The sequence below is a fragment of the Kitasatospora sp. NPDC094016 genome (assembly GCF_040304045.1).
Lineage (GTDB): Bacteria > Actinomycetota > Actinomycetes > Streptomycetales > Streptomycetaceae > Kitasatospora.
In genome coordinates, this window is sequence record NZ_JBEOUK010000033.1 from 78,701 (window position 1) to 98,200 (window position 19,500).

The 19,500-nt window shown below is 72.3% G+C and carries 18 protein-coding genes and 1 pseudogene; 8 read left to right on the forward strand and 11 right to left on the reverse strand.

Annotated elements, in window-relative coordinates; all coding sequences use genetic code 11:
• The first annotated feature begins 11 nt into the window (after positions 1 to 11).
• The gene (locus ABT015_RS26585; protein ID WP_350883269.1) at positions 12 to 1,376 is read left to right on the forward strand and encodes a right-handed parallel beta-helix repeat-containing protein; all 1,365 of its coding nucleotides are present in this window, start codon (positions 12 to 14) and stop codon (positions 1,374 to 1,376) included.
• A gap of 42 nt (positions 1,377 to 1,418) precedes the next feature.
• Here the strand turns inward: ABT015_RS26585 and ABT015_RS26590 are convergent, their stop codons facing one another.
• Both ABT015_RS26590 and ABT015_RS26595 read right to left on the reverse strand, forming a co-directional pair.
• On the reverse strand, positions 1,419 to 2,183 hold the full coding sequence (locus ABT015_RS26590; protein ID WP_350883271.1) for a hypothetical protein: 765 nt from the start codon (positions 2,181 to 2,183) through the stop codon (positions 1,419 to 1,421).
• A 188-nt stretch (positions 2,184 to 2,371) separates the two neighbouring features.
• Complete coding sequence (locus ABT015_RS26595; RefSeq protein ID WP_350883274.1) at positions 2,372 to 5,065, reverse strand: SdrD B-like domain-containing protein; 2,694 nt, start codon at positions 5,063 to 5,065, stop codon at positions 2,372 to 2,374.
• A gap of 522 nt (positions 5,066 to 5,587) precedes the next feature.
• On the opposite strand from ABT015_RS26595, the gene ABT015_RS26600 reads away from it, so the two are divergent.
• A complete protein-coding gene (locus ABT015_RS26600) occupies positions 5,588 to 5,962 on the forward strand; it encodes a helix-turn-helix transcriptional regulator (RefSeq protein ID WP_350883310.1) in 375 nt (124 codons plus the stop codon).
• 36 nt (positions 5,963 to 5,998) lie between these two features.
• On the opposite strand, the gene ABT015_RS26605 is transcribed toward ABT015_RS26600, so the two are convergent.
• The 3 genes from ABT015_RS26605 to ABT015_RS26615 form a co-directional block, all read right to left on the reverse strand.
• On the reverse strand, positions 5,999 to 6,178 hold the full coding sequence (locus ABT015_RS26605) for a hypothetical protein (protein ID WP_350883276.1): 180 nt from the start codon (positions 6,176 to 6,178) through the stop codon (positions 5,999 to 6,001).
• A 39-nt stretch (positions 6,179 to 6,217) separates the two neighbouring features.
• On the reverse strand, positions 6,218 to 6,496 hold the full coding sequence (locus ABT015_RS26610) for a helix-turn-helix domain-containing protein (protein ID WP_350883278.1): 279 nt from the start codon (positions 6,494 to 6,496) through the stop codon (positions 6,218 to 6,220).
• A gap of 218 nt (positions 6,497 to 6,714) precedes the next feature.
• Complete coding sequence (locus ABT015_RS26615) at positions 6,715 to 7,593, reverse strand: LysR substrate-binding domain-containing protein (protein WP_350883280.1); 879 nt, start codon at positions 7,591 to 7,593, stop codon at positions 6,715 to 6,717.
• 124 nt (positions 7,594 to 7,717) lie between these two features.
• Between ABT015_RS26615 and ABT015_RS26620 the strand changes: the two genes are divergently transcribed.
• Positions 7,718 to 8,770, forward strand: a complete 1,053-nt coding sequence (locus ABT015_RS26620; RefSeq protein ID WP_350883282.1) for a bile acid:sodium symporter family protein — start codon at positions 7,718 to 7,720, stop codon at positions 8,768 to 8,770.
• Positions 8,771 to 8,979: 209 nt separating this feature from the next.
• Positions 8,980 to 9,540, forward strand: coding sequence for a hypothetical protein (locus tag ABT015_RS26625; RefSeq protein WP_350883284.1), 561 nt, complete (start codon positions 8,980 to 8,982; stop codon positions 9,538 to 9,540).
• 185 nt (positions 9,541 to 9,725) lie between these two features.
• Here the strand turns inward: ABT015_RS26625 and ABT015_RS26630 are convergent, their stop codons facing one another.
• The 3 genes from ABT015_RS26630 to ABT015_RS26640 form a co-directional block, all read right to left on the reverse strand.
• Entirely contained in the window at positions 9,726 to 11,135 is a 1,410-nt protein-coding gene (locus ABT015_RS26630) for a DUF2079 domain-containing protein (protein WP_350883286.1), read from the reverse strand.
• 368 nt (positions 11,136 to 11,503) lie between these two features.
• Positions 11,504 to 12,457 (reverse strand): Gfo/Idh/MocA family protein, encoded by a 954-nt coding sequence (locus ABT015_RS26635; protein WP_350883288.1) that lies wholly within the window; start codon positions 12,455 to 12,457, stop codon positions 11,504 to 11,506.
• Positions 12,458 to 12,509: 52 nt separating this feature from the next.
• Positions 12,510 to 15,116 (reverse strand): hypothetical protein, encoded by a 2,607-nt coding sequence (locus tag ABT015_RS26640; protein WP_350883290.1) that lies wholly within the window; start codon positions 15,114 to 15,116, stop codon positions 12,510 to 12,512.
• Between the two features lie 407 nt (positions 15,117 to 15,523).
• Here ABT015_RS26640 and ABT015_RS26645 point away from each other — a divergent pair, with 407 nt between their 5' ends.
• Both ABT015_RS26645 and ABT015_RS26650 read left to right on the forward strand, forming a co-directional pair.
• Positions 15,524 to 15,685 carry a hypothetical protein gene (locus ABT015_RS26645; protein WP_350883292.1) on the forward strand — a complete coding sequence of 54 codons (162 nt, stop codon included), beginning with the start codon at positions 15,524 to 15,526 and terminating at the stop codon, positions 15,683 to 15,685.
• Positions 15,682 to 15,855 carry a hypothetical protein gene (locus tag ABT015_RS26650; RefSeq protein ID WP_350883294.1) on the forward strand — a complete coding sequence of 58 codons (174 nt, stop codon included), beginning with the start codon at positions 15,682 to 15,684 and terminating at the stop codon, positions 15,853 to 15,855. Before ABT015_RS26645 ends, ABT015_RS26650 begins: the two co-directional genes overlap by 4 nt.
• A gap of 74 nt (positions 15,856 to 15,929) precedes the next feature.
• Here ABT015_RS26650 and ABT015_RS26655 read toward each other — a convergent pair whose 3' ends face one another.
• Positions 15,930 to 16,745, reverse strand: coding sequence for an SAM-dependent methyltransferase (locus ABT015_RS26655; RefSeq protein ID WP_350883296.1), 816 nt, complete (start codon positions 16,743 to 16,745; stop codon positions 15,930 to 15,932).
• 422 nt (positions 16,746 to 17,167) lie between these two features.
• On the opposite strand from ABT015_RS26655, the gene ABT015_RS26660 reads away from it, so the two are divergent.
• On the forward strand, positions 17,168 to 17,728 hold the full coding sequence (locus ABT015_RS26660) for a sigma factor-like helix-turn-helix DNA-binding protein (protein ID WP_350883298.1): 561 nt from the start codon (positions 17,168 to 17,170) through the stop codon (positions 17,726 to 17,728).
• Entirely contained in the window at positions 17,725 to 18,387 is a 663-nt protein-coding gene (locus ABT015_RS26665; RefSeq protein WP_350883300.1) for a hypothetical protein, read from the forward strand. Before ABT015_RS26660 ends, ABT015_RS26665 begins: the two co-directional genes overlap by 4 nt.
• 25 nt (positions 18,388 to 18,412) lie before the next feature.
• On the opposite strand, the pseudogene ABT015_RS26670 reads toward ABT015_RS26665, so the two are convergent.
• Positions 18,413 to 18,571 (reverse strand): annotated as a pseudogene (locus tag ABT015_RS26670) (pirin family protein); the annotation flags it as partial.
• A gap of 538 nt (positions 18,572 to 19,109) precedes the next feature.
• Positions 19,110 to 19,500: IS3 family transposase (locus tag ABT015_RS26675; RefSeq protein ID WP_350883302.1), on the reverse strand; the 391-nt coding region annotated here is incomplete at its 5' end.

Sequence of the window (19,500 nt, forward strand, 5' to 3'; positions counted from 1 at the left end):
GAACACCTCTCATGCAAATCCTGATGATGCGTCAACTCACTCGCCGGCCCTCACCTGCACGAGCGACGAGACCGCTGCGACGGCTGCCCGCGGCCCTGCTCGCCGCCACCCTCGCGCTGGCCGGCTGCGCGGCATCGGGCTCCTCCTCCGACGAGGCGCGCCATCCGGCCGGTACGGTCGTCCAGGTCCCGGAGGACTTCCCGACCGTGCAGCAGGCCGTGGACGTCGCGCGCGAGGGCGACACGGTGCTGGTCCACCCGGGCGTGTACCCGGAGAGCGTCCGGATCACCAAGCCGCGCATCGTCCTACGCGGGACGGACCGCAACGGCGTCGTCCTCGACGGCGGGGTGCGGCTCGTCAACGGCATCACCGTCACCGGCGCCGGCTCGGTGGTGGAGAACCTCACCGTGCACGGCTACCTCGCCAACGGCGTCCTGTTCACCGGCGTCACCGACGAGCACCTGCAACGGCACGGCGCCGGCGGCTCCGCGTACGACCCGCTGGACACCGGCCGCTTCCCGCCCGTCCAGGGCTTCCGGGCCTCCCGGGTGACGGCGTACGACAACGGTCTGTACGGCATCTACGCCTTCGACGCGCGCGGCGGCGTGATCGAGGACTCCTACGCCTCCGGGCAGGCCGACTCCGGGATCTACGTCGGCCAGTGCAAGCCCTGCGACACCCTCGTGCACGGCAACACCGTGGAGCGCAACGCGGTCGGCATCGAGCTGACCAACGCCTCCGACGGGCTCAGCATCCTCGGCAACCGGGTGGTCGACAACCGGGTCGGCGTGACGGTGAACTCCAACGACCTGGAGTCCCTCGCCCCGCAGCACGGCGCGGTGATCGCCGGGAACGTGATCGCCGACAACAACGCCGCCGACACCCCGGAGCAGGCGGACGGCGGCTTCGGCATCGGCCTCGGGATCGGCGGCGGCACCGCCAACCAGGTGCTGCGCAACCTCGTCCAGGGGAACCGCGCCGCCGGGGTCATCGTCACCGACCCGCCCGGGCACCCGGCGAGCGGCAACCGCGTCGAGGGCAACCGCGCCACGGGCAACGGCGTCGACCTCGTGCTGGCCTCCACCGACCCCGGCAACTGCTTCGCCGGCAACACGCCCGACACCCAGAGCCCGGACGGGTTGGAGGGCCTGGCGGCGTGCGGGGCGCAGGGCCGCGGCCCGCTCCCCGGCGGCCGGCCCGCCACCGTCATGGCGCCGCCCGGCGTGCCGTTCCACCAGGTGCGGGCCCCGGCCGCGCAGCCCTCCCTGCCCGACCCGGCCGCGCCGGGCCGGCCGGCGACGGACCTGCCGGGGCCCGTCGACCCGGACCGCTACGCCCTGCCCACGGACACCACCGCCGTGCCGCAACCCCGGTGAGCCCGGGCCCCGGCGAGCCGCGGCAACGGCGGCCCCGGGGCCTCACCCGGCGGCCCACGGCGCCTCCGGCATCCGCACGCCGTCCTGCCGCCCGGTGAGGTCGACGGTCGTCGGGGTGCCCAGGCCGGTCATCCGCATGGTGACCCGGCGCAGCGAGCCGGCGCCGTCGACCCAGTAGGTCAGCGGCGACGGCCCGCCGTCCGGGGCGGCGCCCTGGGCGCGCGGGCCCGAGAAGCGGTCGTAGTCGCGGCCGTCGATGCGGTCCCGGCCGAGCAGGCGCGCCCCGGACTGGGCGAGCAGCAGCGGGTTGTCCGGCCGGTCGGCGCCGAGGCGGACCAGCAGGCCGAGCCCGGCGTCCAGCGGGTCCGCCGTATAGGAGCGCGGCGACCAGCCGGAGCGGGGGATGTGCTCCGCCTGCTCCCAGGCGGGGCCGGAGCCGGCCGGCTCCGGGGCCAGCCCGAGGCCGTCGCCGTCCCAGATGATCAGGCCGTGGTCGAGCTGGCCCGAGGCCCCGGAGACCTGGTAGCGGCCCACTCCCCGGCGGGTGCGGTAGTCCACCACCCCCTCCACCCGGATCTGCACGCCGCCGCCCTCCGCCGCGGTGAGCGCCACCGCCGCCGGGCTGGCCTGGTACAGCGTCAGCCGGGACAGCGCCAGCCTGGACGCCTCGTCCATGGTCACCGCCCGTTCCTCCGGTTCGCCCCAGGCCGTCACCCCGAGGACCGTGGCCCCGGCGACCACCATCGCGCCGACCACCCCGACGAGCAGGCGCAGCCGTGCCCTCTTCCCGATCTTCCTGCGGGCCATCTGGCAGCCCTCCTCCTTGTCATCACCGTCATGCTTGTCGTCGCCGGCGTGCTTGCCATCGCCGTCGTGCCTGTCGTCACCGTCGGGCCTGTCGTCGCCGTCGGGCCTGTCGTCACCGTCGTGCGAACGAGCGGCGGGCGGGCCCGTGGCATGAATCGCGCCACGGGCCCGCCCCTCCTCACCGCTTCCTACTGGTGCCGCGCCCTGCGCTTACGGGCGACGAGGACCAGCGCACCGCCGGACGCCACCAGCACCGCGCCGCCGACGATCCCCAGCGGCACCATGGCGCTGGCGCCGGTGCTGGGCAGCTGTCCCCCGGGCGGGGGCAACGGGTTCGCCGTCGACGGGCTCGGCGACTCCGTCGGCCCCGGCGGCGTGCTCGGCGAACTCGTCGGGCTCGGCGAGTTGGTCGGCGTCGGGGTCGGCGTCGGCGTCGGCGTCGGGGTGGGCAGCAGCCGGTTGACCGCCGTCACCGAGACACCGTCCGCGAGGTTGTCGGAGGTCAGCGCCAGCGGGCCGAACACGGTGGTGTCCGGAGCCGCGTAGCCGTCGGGCGGGCTGAGCTCCTGCCAGTAGTACGTCCCCGGCACCCCGGCACCCTGGCAGAGGCCGTCGGCGCCGGTCGTGCAGGGGCCGCCCACCGCCGTGTCGGGCTTGTCACCGCCGGTCTGCAACCCGTCGGTGCCGTTGGTGTCGTGCCACAGCTGGAACTTCGCCCCCGCCAGCGGCTTGCCGTCCTGGTCGTGCTTGACCAGGCGCAGCGCGCCCTCCTGCTGCCGGAACCCGAAGTCGAAGGTGTGGTCGTTCTCGCCCGGCCCGCCGGTGGTCAGCGCCCGCTCGGGGAACTTCGTACCCGGCGGCACCAGGCCCTTGGAATCGATGAAGTGGTTGTCGCCGACGTCCGCGTCGGTGGGCACCCACTGGTAGAGCGGCCCGCCCTTGGCGTAGTCCGCCGGGTTGTCGAGCCGGATCGTGTACTTGGTCCTCGGCTTGAGGCCACCGGTGACGTTCGAGTCGTCGAAGTAGTACTCGCCGCGCTTCGTCGTCTTCGTCGTGCCGACCAGCTTGCCCGACTCGTCGTAGAGGTGGACGGTCGCGCCCTCGACGGGGCGCTGGCCCGGGTTCTGGATGCCCTTGCGCTCGGGGTCGTACCAGACCCGGTTGCCGATCTGCAGCGGCGCCTGGTCGCAGAGCACCTCCAGGTCGCCCATCGAGGCGCCCTTGCCGAACGGCGCGACCGTCCCGGCCGGGTTGAGCCGGAAGCCGAACTGCGGGTCCTGCTGGCCGTTCGCCCGCTGGAGGAACGACGTGCCGTACCCGAAGGCGGTGTGGTTGGGGTCGAAGGCGGAGACCGCGACGGTGCTCTCGACCTTGGAGAGCGCCATGCCGGCGAACGCCGTGTTGCGGTGGCCGCCCCAGCTCGTGTCGAAGAACCGGGTGCCCCGAGGGGCGAGCCCGCACCCGTTGTTGGTGTCCATCACGTACGTGCCGTTCGCCCGGCAGGCCTTGTTCAGGTCACCGCCGGACATGACGACGGCGACGGAGCCCGGCGCCGGGGCGCCCGGCGCGCGGTCGCCGAAGCGGTCGCGGAAGGCCAGCAGCATCGAGCCGTCGGTCTCGAACGTGATCTCGCCCAGCTCGGGCTCGGGGTTGGCGATGGTGGCGTTGCCGCACGGGCGGCCGTTCTGCGTGGTCGGGTAGGTGCTCGTCCACGGGAACCAGCCCGCGCCGTCGCACGGCCCCCCACCGACGGTGGACTGGCGCGGGTAGTCCAGCGGCTGGTCCAGCACCGGCTTGCCGAACACGCCGGTGGCGAGGTCGAAGGGCAGGACCACCGCGCGCAGGTCGGTGAGCTTGCCGGTGGACTCGCCGGAGCACACTCCGCCGAGGTAGCCGGTGCCGTCCTGGAGGCCGAGGCCGAACGGACGCCAGTCCCCCGCCGCCGGGCAGCCCGGGTCGGGGATCGGGTAGGAGGCCGTCGGGCTCCCGGCGGCCGGCAGGGTGGCGTTGTAGCGGTAGAGCCTGCGGTCGTTGAGGTTGACGACGAACAGGTCCTTGCCGTCGTCGGTGATCTTGATGCCGCCGAGGCTCTCCTTGCCCGGCGTGTCGAGGAAGGCGTCGTCGGTGCCGCCGCCGTGGGCCGTCGAGCCCGCGTTCGGGACGGTGGTGAACAGCGTCGTCTTCTTCTGCGCGATGTCGGTGACGTAGACCGCCCCGGCACCGCCCGGGCCGTAGTCGGTGGTGCGCTTGGCCACCGCCGAGGAGAACAACCGCCGGTCGGCCTTGTTCCAGGCGATGCCGTACAGCGTGCCGGTATCGGCGTTGGTGGCGAGGTTCGTGGCGGTCACGCCCTCACCGTCCTGGCCGCGCGCGCTGTACGGGAAGGAGACCAGCGTGCGCTGGACCCCGCCCTCGCGGTCCATCGGCTGGCAGGCCGCGACCAGCGGCGCGTTCTTCTGGCAGTAGTCACCGGGGTTCCAGAGCCCGGTGGTGTACGCCACGTTCTTGCCGCCCGAGAGGTCGACGAACTCCTCGTTGCTGCTCAGCTGGGTCGGCGCGCCGTCCAGCCCCTGCCGCGAGGCGAACGCCGGGAACAGCACCCCGGGCTTCGGATTCACCACCTGCACCCGGTACTTGCCCCCGGTCGGCTTGGCCGCCGCCGGGGCCAGGGTGACCGTCCCGTCGGCGGCCGTCACCCCGTCGATCGCCAGCCCGGCGTCATCCGTGAGCGTCACTTTCACGCCCGCGAGCCCTGGCTCCAGGGCCGGTGTCCACACTCCACTGGTGTCCACCGCCCGGATCACCCGGACGGTCACCGTCCCGTCGCCGGGCTGTGGAAAGGCCGCCGGCGCCGTCACCAGCGCCGTGGCGGACAGTCCCACCGTCAGCGCCGCGACCTGCGCGGCGCACCTTGTTCGCTGACTCGTTCGTCCCAATGTCCCGCTCTCATCATCGACGGGTTATCACACCCTGGCCGATCAGGAGTCATCAGCAGATCGGCAATCTAAGTTCTCCGCAAGGGAATTGACGAAACTTCATGTGCATGCGTGACAAGAGCGACACGCCCGCTCCATCACCAGTTCGAATCAGGGCCTGCTCATCCGATACCAACCACCCTGCTCGAAAACACCGCCTTCGACCTGAATTCGTCCGGACGGGGCGGTGGGGTGCGGAGGCGGGGCGCAGCGCGCTGGGGCGGGACGGGGGCGCAGAGGCGGGGACGGGCACGCGGAAGCGGGTGGAGCGCGGGTGGGGCGCGGGCGTGGACGCGGCAGCCCGGGGCGGCGGCCGGCGCACGCCTCCGCGCGCCCCTGTCGGACCGGGCGGGTAGCGTGGCACACGTGCCCCAGGCGTCCCGAGTCCCCCTACCCGACCTCGTCCGGCTGCGGCGGGCCCGCGACCGGATGGACCGCGACTACTCCCAGCCACTGGACGTGCCGGCGCTGGCGCACACCGCACTGATGTCGCCGGGCCACTTCTCCCGCAGCTTCCGCGCCGCCTTCGGCGAGACCCCCTACGGCTACCTCATGACCCGCCGGATCGAGCGGGCCAAGGCGCTGCTGCGGCGCGGCGACCTGAGCGTGACGGAGGTCTGCATGGCGGTCGGCTGCACCTCGCTGGGCTCGTTCAGCTCGCGGTTCACCCAGCTGGTGGGCGAGACCCCCAGCGCGTACCGGGCCCGGGACCACGACCACGCCGCCGCCCTCCCGGCCTGCGTCGCCAAGGTCCACACCCGGCCGACCAGGACCGGGGGCGCGGGCGACCCCACCAGCCCGTAGCGCGGCTCCGGCCGAGCTCGGCCCCAGCCCCGACCCCTACCGCCGGCCCTGCTCGGGCCGGTCGACCGAGTCCGGGTCCGGGGGCAGGCCCACCTCCTCGCGGTCCTCCTCGGTGCGCTCGTCGAGCTCCTCCTCGTCGGGCCGCCGGGGCAGACCGCGCCCGTGCCCGCTGTCCGGGTCGCCTTCGACGTCCTTGTTGGACTTGTGGTGCGACATGGCGCCTCCTCGCCCCCGATTCCGCCGGTACCTTCCCACTCAAACGCGCGCCCCGGGCACCCGCAAGCCGGGGCCGCGATCACGGGCCGCCCCGCCCGGCGCCTCGGAGAACGCCGCCGACTCGAACTGCGCCCGCTGGTCGGCGTCCAGCCGCAGCACGTCCACGAGCAGCCGCACCGTCTCCCGCCGGGGCCGCAGCGCCCCGCCCCGTTCCAGGTTGCGCACCGCGCGAACACTCAGCGTGGCGAGGTCGGCCAGTTGCTGCTGGGTCAGGCCCCGGTGCTTCCGGTGTCCGTGCAGCATGTCGCCAAATCGCATCTTTCCCGACCTTTCCCTGTCCGCGTCAGCCGGCTGCTCTAGCCTTCGTAACGCGACCGGGGAACCGCCGGGTTCAACGGCAGGGCGGCATGAAGTCAGCCTCGGGCCACCGTCCTTGACTCTCTGTCACCATCGACGGTAGGAACCCGCCGGCACGCCGCCTCGCCGCTGCCGCGCGCTCGCCCACGGCCGGGGCGACCCCCGGCCGTCGCCCCCCGTCACGGCTCCGCCCGCTCCGGTGCGCGTTGCAGGCGGAATGCGTCCGCGAGGACGGCCTGGGCCAGCACCCGGGCCGGGCCGCGCGCCGTGGTGCGCCCCGTGGTGAGCGCGAACTCGGTGGTGCCGAGGCTGGGCAGGCCCGGCTGGTCGGGCAGCACCCGCAGGCCCGACGGGATCAGGCTGCGGGCGTGCGGCACCACCCCGAGGCCGGCCAGCGCGGCGGCCCGGACCCCGGAGAGGCTGGTGCTGGTGCAGGCGATCCGCCAAGGCCGCCCGTCACGCTCGCAGGCCTCCAGGGCGCGGACCCGGATGAAGCTGGGCGGCGGGTAGACGATCAGCGGCAGCGGCTCCGCCGGGTCCGTCCGGAAATCCTCCGCAGCGATCCACACCAGCTTGTCCTGCCACACCAGTTGGCCCTGCGAGCCACCGCCGGGAGGACGCTTGCCGAGCACCAGGTCGAGCCGTCCGTCGGCCAGCTGCTCGTAGAGCACGGCGCTGAGGCCGACGGTGAGTTCGAGGTCGACCTGGGGGTTGCTCCGCCGGAAGCTCCGCAGGATCTGCGGCAGCTCGGTGTGGACGAAGTCCTCCGAGGCGCCGAACCGCACCCGCCCGCGCACCTGCGTCTGCGCGAAGTAGCCGAGCGCCTGCTCGTGCGCCTCCAGGATCGTCCGGGCGAAGCCGAGCATGGCCTCGCCCTCGCTGGTGAGCTGTACGGAGTGGGTGTCGCGCAGGAAGAGCTGCCGGTCGGCGGCCGTCTCCAGCCGCCGCACGTGCTGGCTGACCGTCGACTGCCGCAACCCCAGCCGCTGGGCGGCCCGGGTGAAGCCGCCGGTCTGGGCCACCGCGAGGAAGGACCTCAACTGCACCGGATCGAACATCCAGCCATTCTATCCGCTGATATCACAGATCATGATGACAGTGAGTGCCGCCAGCGGGATTCACAATCACCCTGGCGGGCGGCAGGCTGGGGCCGTCCCACCCGAACCGCCACCGCGGAGAACCATGCCTCGCCCGAACCGCCCGCTCCGCTCCCACCTGCCCCGGCGCCCCGCCCGCCTCCGGGTCGACCCGTTCATCGCCGCCCTGCTGGGCACCGTGGCAGTGGCCGCCCTGCTCCCCGCCCGCGGCGCCGCCGCACCGGCCTTCTCGGACGCCGCCACCGGCGCGGTCGCCGTCCTGTTCTTCCTCTACGGCGCCCGGCTCTCCGCCCGCGAGGCCTGGGAGGGGCTCAAGCAGTGGCGGCTGCACGGCACCGTGCTCGCGGTCACCTTCGGCCTCTTCCCCCTGCTCGGGGTGGCCGCCCATCTGCTGGTGCCGACGGTGCTGTCGCCGCAGCTCTACCAGGGCCTGCTGTTCCTGACCCTGCTGCCCGCCACCGTGCAGTCCTCGATCGCCTTCACCTCCATCGCCCGCGGCAACACGGCCGCGGCGGTCTGCAGCGCGACCTTCTCCAGCCTCTTCGGCATCGTCCTGACCCCGCTGCTCGCCGCCGTGCTCCTGCACACCGAGGGCGGCGTCTCGCCGGGCACCGTGCTGGAGATCGCCGAGCAGCTCCTCCTCCCCTTCGCCGCCGGCCAGGTGCTGCGCCCCTGGATCGCCGCCTGGACGGCCCGCCACCGCGCCGTCCTCGGCCTGGTCGACCGCGGCTCTATCCTGCTGGTCGTCTACAGCGCCTTCAGCGCCGCCGTGGTGGGCGGGGTGTGGAGCGCCCTCTCCCTGCCCCGGCTGGCGGCACTGCTGGGGGTGGAGGCGGCGCTGCTGGGGCTGGTCCTGACCGCGACGCTGCTGGTCGGCCGCCGGCTCGGGTTCGGCCGGGGCGACGTGGTCGCGATCGTCTTCTGCGGCTCCAAGAAGAGCCTGGCCAGCGGCGTCCCGATGGCCGCCGTCCTCTTCCCGGGCGCGGCGGCCGGGCTGGTGGTGCTGCCGCTGATGCTCTTCCACCAACTGCAACTGATGGTCTGCGCCGTCCTGGCCCGCCGCTGGGGCGCGCAGGCCGAGGGCGCCGGGGCCACGGCACAGCCGGCGGCCGTGCAGGCCCTCGACCCCGTGGCCTGACGGGCGCCGCGCGCCCTCAGCGGAGGGCCGGACCGCAGTGCTGGACCATTCGAGGCGTATCGGCGGGATCCCCGGGATGGCGACGGCCGGAATTCCTCGCGCCGTGCCACCGTCACCCTTCGGCCCGCCCCACCGCGCTCCGAGAGCCAGGGCCTCACCCCCGGTCCGACGAAAGAAAGGGAATCCACGTGTCCGTACGCCGAAGCGCCGTGACCGTGTCCGCCGTTCTCGCCGCCCTGTGCACCGGCGTGACACCGGTCGCCGACGCCGCCCCGAAGGCCGCCGCGGAAACCTTGAACTGCACCGTGAACGCCGCCGTCAGCTTCAGCCCGCCGCTCTCGGCCGGCCCGGAGGCCACCACCGTGGCGATCGGCGGGACGGCGAGCGGTTGCGAGGACTCACTGGACGGCCCGACGGCCGTGACGGGCGGCACCGTCACCGCGACGCTCAGGTTCGACGCGATCAGTTGCAGCCCGGCGACGCCCCCGGCACTGGCGCCGGGCTCCTCGGCGACCTTCACCTGGAATCTGAAGAACGGCACGCAGGCGAGCAGCACCATCACCGACATCGCCATCGTCGAGGTCGACGGGGCCGGGACCCTCACCGGCACCGTCACCGGCTCCTCCACCCGCCTGGCCGGGGAGAAGCTGTCCGCGCTCGTGGACGTCACCAGCGACCAGCCGATCGTGGACAACTGCGTCGACGTCCTGCTCGGAACCGGCCAGGACATCGCCCACTCGACGCTGACCGCCGACGCCACCTTCAGCTGACACCAGGCCGACCTGCCGCCCCTCCGCCCCGCTGCCCTGCCGTCCCTCCGACGCGCTGTCCTGTCGCCCCTCCGACGCGCGCAGGGCCACCCCGCACGTGGCGGGCCCCGCGCGCGTCGGCGCAACCACCGCACGTTGGCGCCGAGTTGTCACCATGCCCCCCGTCGTCCCACCACCGCCCCTGGTCAGCCCGCAGGGTCGGTGAGCCGGTAGACCGTGATGCCGGCGGCGCTCGCGACGGGGCGGTAGCCGGCGGCGGGGAGAGCACGGAGGGCTTCGACCTCGTCGCGGGCGGGGAGGAGCCCGTCCCGCGGCTGGTCGGCCGCCACCACCCAGTCGGGCCGCGCGCCGGGGCCGCCCGGGTAGCGGGGGAAGAGGTAGACCCGGGTACGACCGGTGAGTTGGGCCGCGAAGCCGTTGGCGGCGGCCACCTCGGCACCGTCCGGGATCCGGCGCAGCAGCGCGCTCACCGCGTCGACGGTCGCGTCACGCTGCCAGGTGGCGGGGCGGGCCAGTTCCGCGAGGGGCTGGGCGGGCAGGGCGGCGGCCGTCACGGCGAGCCCGACGGCCACGGAACCGCGGACCGTCCACCGCCGCAGTCCGTGCCGGGCCCGGAACCGGAGCCGGAGCCGGACCAGAGCGTCGACGAAGGCGAGGAAGACGATCGGCATCAGGACGGCGCCGTAGTGGAAGCCCGTCCCCCAGTAGAACGGGTTGGTGGACCAGAAGCGCCAGCCCAGCGTCGGCAGGGCGAGCAGGATCAGCGGGGAGCGCAGCGCCAGGAACGCGGTGGGGGCCAGGATCGTGACAACGGTGTGCCACTTCTCGCCGGGCAGGAGCAGCCTGGTCACGGGGTCGCCGGCCGGGCCGTCGACGCTGGAGAGGTAGGTGTAGGCGCCGTCCGGGTTGAGGGCCGGGATGACGACCAGCAGCACCAGGAGCAGGGTGGCGGCGGAGAGCGCGACGACGCTCGCGCCCAGTCGGCGGCGGCCGTGCCAGAACAGGTGGCAGCCGATGACGGCGACCGTCGCCGCGAGATCCTCCTTGACCAGCAGCAGCGGCAGGGCGAAGCCCACCGCCGCCCGCCACTGCCGGAGTATCAGCCGCTCCAGCGAGAACGCCAACAGTGGTACGGCGAAGGCGATTTCGTGGAAGTCGAAGCCGACGGCCTGTTGCAGGCCGACCGACAGCCCGTACGCCACCCCGATGCCCCCGCCCGCCCACCGGCCGACCGCCCGCACCGCGGCCCTGGTCACGGGGACGGCGGACACGGCGACCAGCGCCGCCTGGGCGACGAGCAGGGTGAGCGCGGAGGGGAAGACCCGGTAGAACGGTGCGAGGGTGACCAGGATCGGGTGGAAGTGGTCCCCGAGCAGGTGGAAGCCCGGCCCCTTCAACTCGGAGACCGGCGCGCGGCCCTCGGCGTAGCCGCGCACGGCCTGCTCGAAGATCCCCAGGTCGAAGCCGTTCGTCCGCAGGTGCAGGTGACGGGAGACGGACAGCGCGGTGTAGGCGGCGAACAGCACGGCGGCGAGCACCCAGGGCAGCAGGGCCGCCCCCGCCCCCTCGGCGGCGGGCCGCCGCCGTTCGGGCACGGGCCGGGTCTCGGCCGTGGCGCGGGCTGCACGGATCGGGCTCAGGGGCAACGGGGGCTCACTTGCGACGGGGCGGACGGGGAGTGACCCCAGAAGCCTCCGACCAACCCGCTGAAGATCCGCTGAAGAAGCCTGAGCACACCTTCAGGAACCGTGACACCCCGTGCCCCCGTACGCGGGTGCGCTCGCGTGCGCGCCCCGCAGGCTCCCACGCGCAGACCGTCCGGTGGCTGCAGGCGAACCGCCGGGCCTTGCGGCTCCTCAACCGCTACGACCGGCCCGGGGAAGGCGGCCGCCGACCAGGCTGGCGAGTTGCCCCCCTGGTAGCGCCCGCGGGTGCTCGTCGCAGCGTCCCGCCCGCCCCGGGACTACTCCGCGCCGGGCGCCGCGTGATGGATCTCGGTGATCCTCGCGGCCGCGTCGAACCCGAGGACCGGGTCGGGGCGGTCGGAGAGCAGGCTCTCGTACAGCGGCCGGTAGTGGGCGACCTTCCGGGCCGTCCGACCGTCCGTCCCGAAGGCGGCGAGCAGGTCGCCGTCCCGGGCCGCGAAGCCGGTCATGGAGGTGTGGTCGATCCACACCTCCACACCCGCCCGGCCGAGGACCAGACTGCTCTCCTTGCTGCTGGAGCCCGTGAGCCAACTGCTGCGCAGACGTGCGGTGCCAGACTCGCCCCGGGACAGGTACTCGGCGGTGCACCACGCGCTGGCGCCGCCGTCCAGCTGCCGGACGGAGGTGAGCGCCGTGAGGTCGACCAGGCGGGTGAGCATGCTGAGCTGGTTCACCCCGGAGTCCATCCAGCTGGAGCCGTAGGACTCGTAGGCATCGGTGCCCTTGAGGACGTAGGGGTCGTAGAACGCGGAGGTGACGGTCGTGACGGGCCCCCACTCGGGGTGCTCGGCAAGCAGTTCCGCCGCCCAGCCGACCTCCGGCGAGAAGGCGAAGTGGTGCGCGGTGAACAACCGGCCCCGCACGTCGACCGCTTCGTCCAGCGCGCGGAGCCGCCCGAGCGAGGCGAGGTCGTGGACAAGGGGTTTCTCGACCAGCACCTTGGCCGTGGAGAGCCGGAGAGCCTGGGCCGCCAGCTCCGCGTGCGTGTGCGTGGGAGTGGCGAGCACGAGCAGATCGGGTCGGTGCTCCGCGAGCGCGTCGTCCAGACCGGCGTAGTGACGCGGGGTGGTTCCACGGAACGAGGGCGGTTCCGGCCGGTTCGGATCGACCGTGAACTCGACCAGCACATCGGCCCGTTCGGCCAGGACTGCGAGATGGGTCTGCGCGATGGTACCGACGCCGACGAGGCCGACGCTTACGAGGTCAGTCATCGAACTCTGCTTTCTCCGGACGACTCGGCCGAGGTGCGGGGGCCGGGGAGAGTCATCGACGTGTCACCACCGCTGCCCAGCGACCCAACGACGCGACGGGGCCGTCCACCCAGCCGACGGCAGGCAGGTGCTCCGCGGCGGCGAGGGAGCCGTCGATCCAGGAGGTCGCGATGGGAACCCAGTAGGTGTTGCCTCCGGACGTACGGGTGCGCGCATCGAGCTCGGATCGCGTGCGACGAGCACACTCGTGGTCACCGGCGAGGACGCCGAGGAGGATCTCGGCCACGTCCGCCAGGTTGTGGCCGCCCCGGTAAGCGATCCCGTCCGCAAGGTGCCGGGTGTCTCCTACTGCGGACCGGGCGGCGCCGACGTCACCGGCCATGGCGTGGGCCACCGCCTCGGCGGACCGGAGCTTGACCAGTTCGACGGGGTTGGGCACCAGGTCGAGCAGTTCCCGGGCCCGGCCCGCCGCGTCGGCGACGGCTGCCGTGTCCCCGGACCAGCAGGCGGTCTGCGCCAGGTTGGCGAGTGCCTTCGCCTCTGCGGCGGCCAGCCCCTCGCGCCTCGCCAGGCCGATCGCCTCGTGGTAGACGGAAGTCGCCTCCTCGAAGCGGGCGTTGACCCGCCAGATGTGCCCGGTCAGCCGGAGCCGTTCGCCTTCGTCCTCCGGGCCACGGACCGGTTGTTCGTGCAGGGAGGCGAGAGCGGCCGCGAACCGCCCGTTGAGGTAGTCGAAGTCGCTGAGCCAGTAGCGGGCGGCCGCGTCGAACTCGCCCCCCACCAAGCCCCGGTAGATCTCCGCGGCCTGCGTGTAGTCGCCGTGGTTGCGCAGGGCGTGGGCGAGGTGGATGCGGACCAGCTGTGCCGTTCGACCACCGTGCCGCACGCCTCCGGCCGCGCCGCCGAGCAACTCGATCGCCTCCTCGACGCGGCCGGTCCGGCGGAGCTGGACTCCTCGGATGGCGGCCCGGATCGCCCGGTACTCGGGGAGGCCCACCGGGGCGCCGGTAAGACCGGCTCCGAGCTCCGACCACTGGCCGGCCTCGACGAGTCGCTGCGTGGCCAGCGCCATCCAGTCGTCGAAGACACCGTGCTCGGCAGAGAGCTTGAGCCCGGTTTCGAGGGCTTGCGCCGTCGCCACCCGCCCGCCGGAGGGGCCCAGCCGTTCGCCCAGCCAGCTCAGCAGACGGGCGGCGACCTCACTGCGGTCACGATCCGACCAACCGTCCGGAAGCGTCCGGTCCGCCTCGCCGATGGCCTGGCGCAGCGCCATGTGCAACGCGTACGGGAACGCATAGGCGTCGTCGTGTGTCAGGAACGGTCGGCGAAGGAACCGTGCCACGCTCCCGTCGGAGACTCCGGGTTGACCGGCGCGCAGCAGCTCTGCGCCCACCCGGTCGGTGAGCGCGGCTGTTCGGACCAGGTCGCGTTCCTCCCGGGGGAGGTCCCTGATCGACCGGGTCGCGACGGCTGTGAACGAGCCGCCGAAGTCCGCCACGGAAGGTTGCCGACCGCGTGCCAGCAGGGCGGCGTAGTGGGAGACCGACAGGTCCAGGTACAGGGGAAGCCCCTGGCCGCCGGAGATGACGCGTTCCCGGATCTCCGCCGACATCGCGGGCTCGCCGTCCCGGACGAGGGCCTCACGGAGATAGCTGTCCGCATCGGAGTCCGACAGGTACCCCACGAGGTGCTGCCGCGGTTCGGCCGTGTCGTTGCTGAAGTGCAGATGGGGCCAGCACTCCGGGCCGGTGAAGTCCAGCTCGCCGCCCGCACCCGGGTCGGCCCAGTCGATCCGGTTCCGGCCGGTGATGACGAACAGCACGTTCGGCATCAGATAGGCGCAGCGCTGGACGAACCGTTCCACTGCCCGATCGGCCTGACCGTTGACCACCTCGAAGGTATCGAGGAAGACGCACACCCGGGGCCGCCGGCCCGGCCGACCGCCCCGGGGTTGCCGTTCCAAGTCCCAGGCCAGCAGGTACGGGAAGTACGAGAGCGTCTCGTAGTCGGCGTCCGCCTCGACCAGTTCGGCGAACAGATCGCAGTCGGCCAGCAGCCGGCCCTCCCGCACCCGGTCCCGGACAGCGCGGTACGTGACCAGCGCGGCCCGGTGGGCCAGTCCGGTCAGACCTCCCAGACCACCCGGGTCGACCTGCTTCACGGCCTCCGCGATCTGGTCGCCCAGCGCGATGCTCCGCGAGGCGCGCCGCAGCGCCGGCGAGGCGTCCAGGAACTCCTGCAAGGCCTCGCCGGGGTGGGCGCGAGCCCAGTAGGCGGCCAGTGCCAGGTCGAAGGCCGGCCAACGGCTCCCCAACCGGCCCAGAGCGGCCCTCAGACACAGCAACAGTCTCTCGATGTCGCCGGCGCCCTCCTCCGAGAGATCGATCCGCACGGTCACCACGTCGTCGCGCTCCTTCTCCCGCGCTTCGGCGAGGAGGCGGCGCTCCAACTCGTGGGAGAGCGTCGTCTTGCCTATGCCACCCACGCCGTAGAAGGTCAGCACATTGCGGCGGCCCTGCCCGCGGTCCACGACCGGCGAGACCTCGGCCTCGTCCAGCATCCGGTGAAGCTCGTCGACCGACCGGGCGAATGCGGCCACTTCGTCGACCCGGTTGGTGAAGACCTGCTGAGCCGTGACGGTGGACGAAAGGCCGCTCATGAATGCAGCCCTCAGGTTCACCCGTGCCATGCGGCCTCCTGGCGTGCGTCGAGCCACGGTCGGTCCGGCGGCATCTCCCGCAACAGGATGCCGTGCTGAAATCTTGTCAGTGATTGCTGCGACGCCACAATCTCTCTCATGGGGATTTCAGGCGGCCGACCCCGTGCGCTCCTCGGCCACGACGATGGGGTGCGGCGGGTCTCGGGCAGGCTCCCCGAGCCTGTCTCAACCTGCGTGGGGTGCCGCATCCGACGGCTGGTCGGTCCGCTGGGCCACGGCGTCGAGGGGTTACGGCACGTCAAGGAGCCTGACACCGGGGCTGGATGTCGTACGCATCGGACTGGACTGTGGCGTCCGCACTCCCGGAGTGGGACCGTCTGATTCCGGCGGGAGTGCCTTTCCCGGGTGTGCAACCCGATGACCAGACCGCCGTGCTGGTCAGGTCCGCGGACGGGACCGGCCCGAAGGCGCTCGCCGACGCGCTGCGCGGCGCCGTCGGACGCCACCTGACGGTCCAGGTCGGCGGCCAGGAGGCGTTCAAGGCCGCGCGGGGGCGGCCGTTCGGGTGACTGGGCGCTCCAGCCTCGGACTGACGGAGTCACCCGTTCCGTCCGTCTCCCCCGTCGGCCTCCTCGCGATCGTGGCGGTCACCGTCGCGCTCTCCTGGGATTCGATCGCGGTGGCCACCCGGGCCGCCCTGCGGCCGGCGCCGGTCGACGCGATCGGCGGGCGCGAGTGAGCCGCCCGGTCCCGGAATGCCGATGTACGGGCTTGAACATCCGGACTTCGGAGCTGCCAGACTGGGAGAACGACTCAGGGGCGGATGGCGACGGCCCCGTAACAGGAGGCCGCTGCGTCGGTGATGTGCTCGGTGTCGTCCGCGGGCGCCGGGTGCCAGCGCGGAGTGGCCGCGACGCCCGGCTCCAGGAGGTTCCAGCCGGTGAAGAACTGCGCGAACTCGTCGCGGGTGCAGGCGGCGACGGGGGTTCCCGCGGCGGTGTAGACCTGGATGAGCCGAGCGGTCTCCTCGGCGGCGAAGTCCTGCGTGAAGTGGCTGACCACCAGCGCGGAACCGCTGGGCAGTTGGGTCTTGAGGCCTTCGGTGATCCGCTGGGCGTCGAACGGCACGAAGTGCAGCAGGGCGTTCATGCTGAGCGCTATCGGCTGGGTGAAGTCCAGGATGGACCGGGCCGAGTCCAACAGGTCTCCGGGCTCGCGCACATCGGCCTGCACGTAGGCGGTGACGCCCTGCTCGGTGCCGCGCAGGAGCGCCTGGGCGTGGAGGAGCACGATCGGGTCGTTGTCGGCGTAGACGACCTTGGCGTCCGGTGCGACCGACTGCGCGACCTCGTGCAGGTTCGGCGAGGTGGGGATCCCGGTGCCGATGTCGAGGAACTGCCGGATCCCGGCCTCGGCGAGCAGCTGCGTCGACCGGCGCATGAAGGCACGGTTGGCGCGCGCGGCGGAGCGGGCGTAGGGGAAGACCGCCAGGGCCCGGCCGGCGGCCTCACGGTCGGCGGGGAAGTTCGTCGTGCCGCCCAGGTAGTAGTCGTACATCCGTGCCGAGTGGGCCAGGTGTATGTCGAGGTTGACCTCTACGTCGTCGGTCCTGGCGGTGCCGTCCGTCATGCGTTCCCCCTGATACGTCATCGACTCGCCCTGCGCAGGACAGGACCGATCCGCGCCCGCGCCACCGTGGCGAGCGGTGGCGAACCCTGGCGCGGCCCCTTCCACTATGCCCACACGCCCGAACGGCCAATCAAGGGCCGCCGCCGGTGACGACGCGACCGTGCAGCAGGACGACCGAATCAGAGCATGTAGTGACTCACTCTGACCATGTTCCGACACGGTATCTCCATCACCGTCGCACCTTATGTCTGATCTCGAAACACCTTGTCGCGGTTTAACATCTCGGCATCCAATCCGCCTTAATGTTCCTACCAGGGAAGCGAGTTCCCGCCGTGACCGCCGTACGGCCGTGGGGTTCAGCCACGGTCGGCGGCCCGCGCCGGACGGCAGCCGACAGGCGTGCCGCAGGGGAGGAATGGGACGTGACCGAGAGCGACTGGGTGGTCGGAGACCGGGACCGCCTGACGTTCGACGCCTTCTGCGACACGCACGAGGGGGCGTGGAGCGGGTTCGCCCGCGCGCGCCTTCGCGACGACGACGCCGCACACAGAGCGGTGGAGATCGCGAAGGTCCGCGTGTGGAAGGAGTGGCCGCGCATCCTGCGCGAGAAGATCCCGCCGTTCCACGCCTGGACGATCCTCAAGGAGGAGATCGGTGCCGCCCTGGCGGAACTGATGATGAACGGCGAGCCGCTGCCCACCCAGCCGTGCGTCCCCGGGTGGGTCTACGCCGTGCGGATCGCCGCCGAACGGGCGCAGCACCTGATGGAGACCGGCGGCACCCACGAGCAACTGTACGTCGCGCTGCGGCGGTTGTCCGAGCGGCGGCACGACGTGATCGTGCTGCGGTACCTGCTCGACCTGCCGGACGAGCAGATCGCCGACTGCCTGGGGACGACCGAGGCCAACGTCCGTTCGACCGCGAGCCAGGCTCTCGACCGTCTGGCCGCGGCGCTCGGCGGCCGACGCGGGGAGAACCGGTGAGCACCGAGCACGACCGGGCCCTGCACCCGAACATGGCCGGCATCCACCTGCCCACCCGGGCCCCGCGGCCGCAGCCAGGGGGCACGGGCGTCTCCTGGGAGCGGCTGCTGACCGCCCCGAGTCCGCTGTCCTCCGAGCACAAGCAGGCGGCCCACGAACTCGACCTCGCCGCGTCCCTGGTCCTCTCGATGCCGTCCGCCGCGGCCTCCCTGGGCCTCCTCGTCAACGGCGAGCAGATCCACCCCGAGGGCGCCCTCGTCCTCGGCGCGCTGCTGTACGTCGCGGGCCATCGCGACGGCGCCCAGTTCTGGTGGCAGTTCGCGGCCGGCGGCGGTTCCTACACCTCCGCGTCGTTCCTGAGCCTGCTGCACCGCAGCCTCGGGGAGTTCCTGGACGCGGAAGTCTGGCGCCAACAGGCCGAGGCACTGGCCACCAAACCCCGCCCGCCACAGCGCGTCCTGAGCACTCCTCACGCCCTGCTGCCGGCCCAGGTGCTCACCGACATCCTCGCCCGGTGCCACTACGGCCTCGACGTGAAGCTGCCCCCCCGCCTCGCGGCCGTGATCCACCAACTCCCCGTCGCCGGCGACGACCCCGAGTACGGCGAACTCCCCCAGATGAGCAGCACCCTCGTACGCGACCTCACCGACGAACGCTAGCGACCGCGAACCCCGTCTCCCCGCCTCAGCGCACGCGCCCCCGCGCCTTCAGCGGAAGGGCGGGGAGCTCCGGCGCCCGCAGCCGGTCGCCGGCGTAGCCGTGGACGTCACCGAAGCGGGCGGTGGACATCCAGTCCTCGCGGGCCTGGGTGATCTCCTCGCCGGAGCGGCCGATGAAGCTCCACACACCATGCGATTCACGGTACTTCCCAGGTTAGGGGCTTGGTCGACCTGTGCTACGGCAATCACAATCCAGCGGCGATGCCCAGGTGCAACGCAACCAACGCGGTAGAATGACCAGAAGGGCCGCACTCGCGAACCCAACAATGCCTACGGAAACGCCGATTGAGCAGGCATCTAGGGATGTTCAGTGGCGATGTACCGCTATTGAGGTTAACGACTTCTGGGACGATTCGCGCCTTAGGGATCATTTGCGCGCTCTAAAGGGGTAAGCGGGTCGCCCGTTTGGTTCGCATGTGTCGCTCGGATTCCGTCTGGTCCAGCAACGGGATAGAAGCATCCGATTAGCCAGGAGTGCCCGGGTGTTTCAGGTCATGTCCGTGGGCCATAAAACGGTGCAAACCGCCTGAAAATTACCCGCCGAAATCAACATCGGACGCCCACTGAGGCCGTGTTTGAGATCTGCGGTGCCTACATGCCTGGTGGGGTCATTGGGATCATCTACTCCCACTGGGCTTCCCCTGGTGTGCGGGAGGTGCTGATTAACTGGTCAGGGCGGGTGTGGGTGGTTCGACGATCACTGGTTCGGCCGTCGCCTGGTCGGCGTAGTGCTTCGCCTCGTACTCGTCCGGGCTGAGCCAGCCGAGACGTTTCTGGATGCGCCGGGTGTTGTACCAGCCGTCGACGTAGGCGAACAGCGCCAGGTCGGCGTCCGTGCGGGTCGCGAAGGTCGTGCGGCGCACACACTCGGTCTTCAGCACGCTCCAGAAATTCTCCGCCAGAGCATTGTCGAACGAGTCACCGACCGTGCCCATGCTCGCCTCGATCCCGGCCTTGGGCAGGCGGGTTGTGAGCTTGATGGACGTGTACCGACACCCGTGGTCGCTGTGATGGATCAGCTTGCCCGGCTCCACCGGGCGGCCGTGGAGGGCG

Bases quoted from the DNA above. Each gene is read 5' to 3' on its own strand.
- ABT015_RS26635 (WP_350883288.1), bottom strand. From the start codon at position 12,457: ATGACTGACCTCGTAAGCGTCGGCCTCGTCGGCGTCGGTACCATCGCG.
- ABT015_RS26600 (WP_350883310.1), top strand. From the start codon at position 5,588: ATGGACCGCGACTACTCCCAGCCACTGGACGTGCCGGCGCTGGCGCAC.
- ABT015_RS26585 (WP_350883269.1), top strand. From the start codon at position 12: ATGCAAATCCTGATGATGCGTCAACTCACTCGCCGGCCCTCACCTGCA.
- ABT015_RS26620 (WP_350883282.1), top strand. From the start codon at position 7,718: ATGCCTCGCCCGAACCGCCCGCTCCGCTCCCACCTGCCCCGGCGCCCC.
- ABT015_RS26605 (WP_350883276.1), bottom strand. From the start codon at position 6,178: ATGTCGCACCACAAGTCCAACAAGGACGTCGAAGGCGACCCGGACAGC.
- ABT015_RS26640 (WP_350883290.1), bottom strand. From the start codon at position 15,116: ATGAGCGGCCTTTCGTCCACCGTCACGGCTCAGCAGGTCTTCACCAAC.
- ABT015_RS26590 (WP_350883271.1), bottom strand. From the start codon at position 2,183: ATGGCCCGCAGGAAGATCGGGAAGAGGGCACGGCTGCGCCTGCTCGTC.
- ABT015_RS26615 (WP_350883280.1), bottom strand. From the start codon at position 7,593: ATGTTCGATCCGGTGCAGTTGAGGTCCTTCCTCGCGGTGGCCCAGACC.
- ABT015_RS26610 (WP_350883278.1), bottom strand. From the start codon at position 6,496: ATGCGATTTGGCGACATGCTGCACGGACACCGGAAGCACCGGGGCCTG.
- ABT015_RS26655 (WP_350883296.1), bottom strand. From the start codon at position 16,745: ATGACGGACGGCACCGCCAGGACCGACGACGTAGAGGTCAACCTCGAC.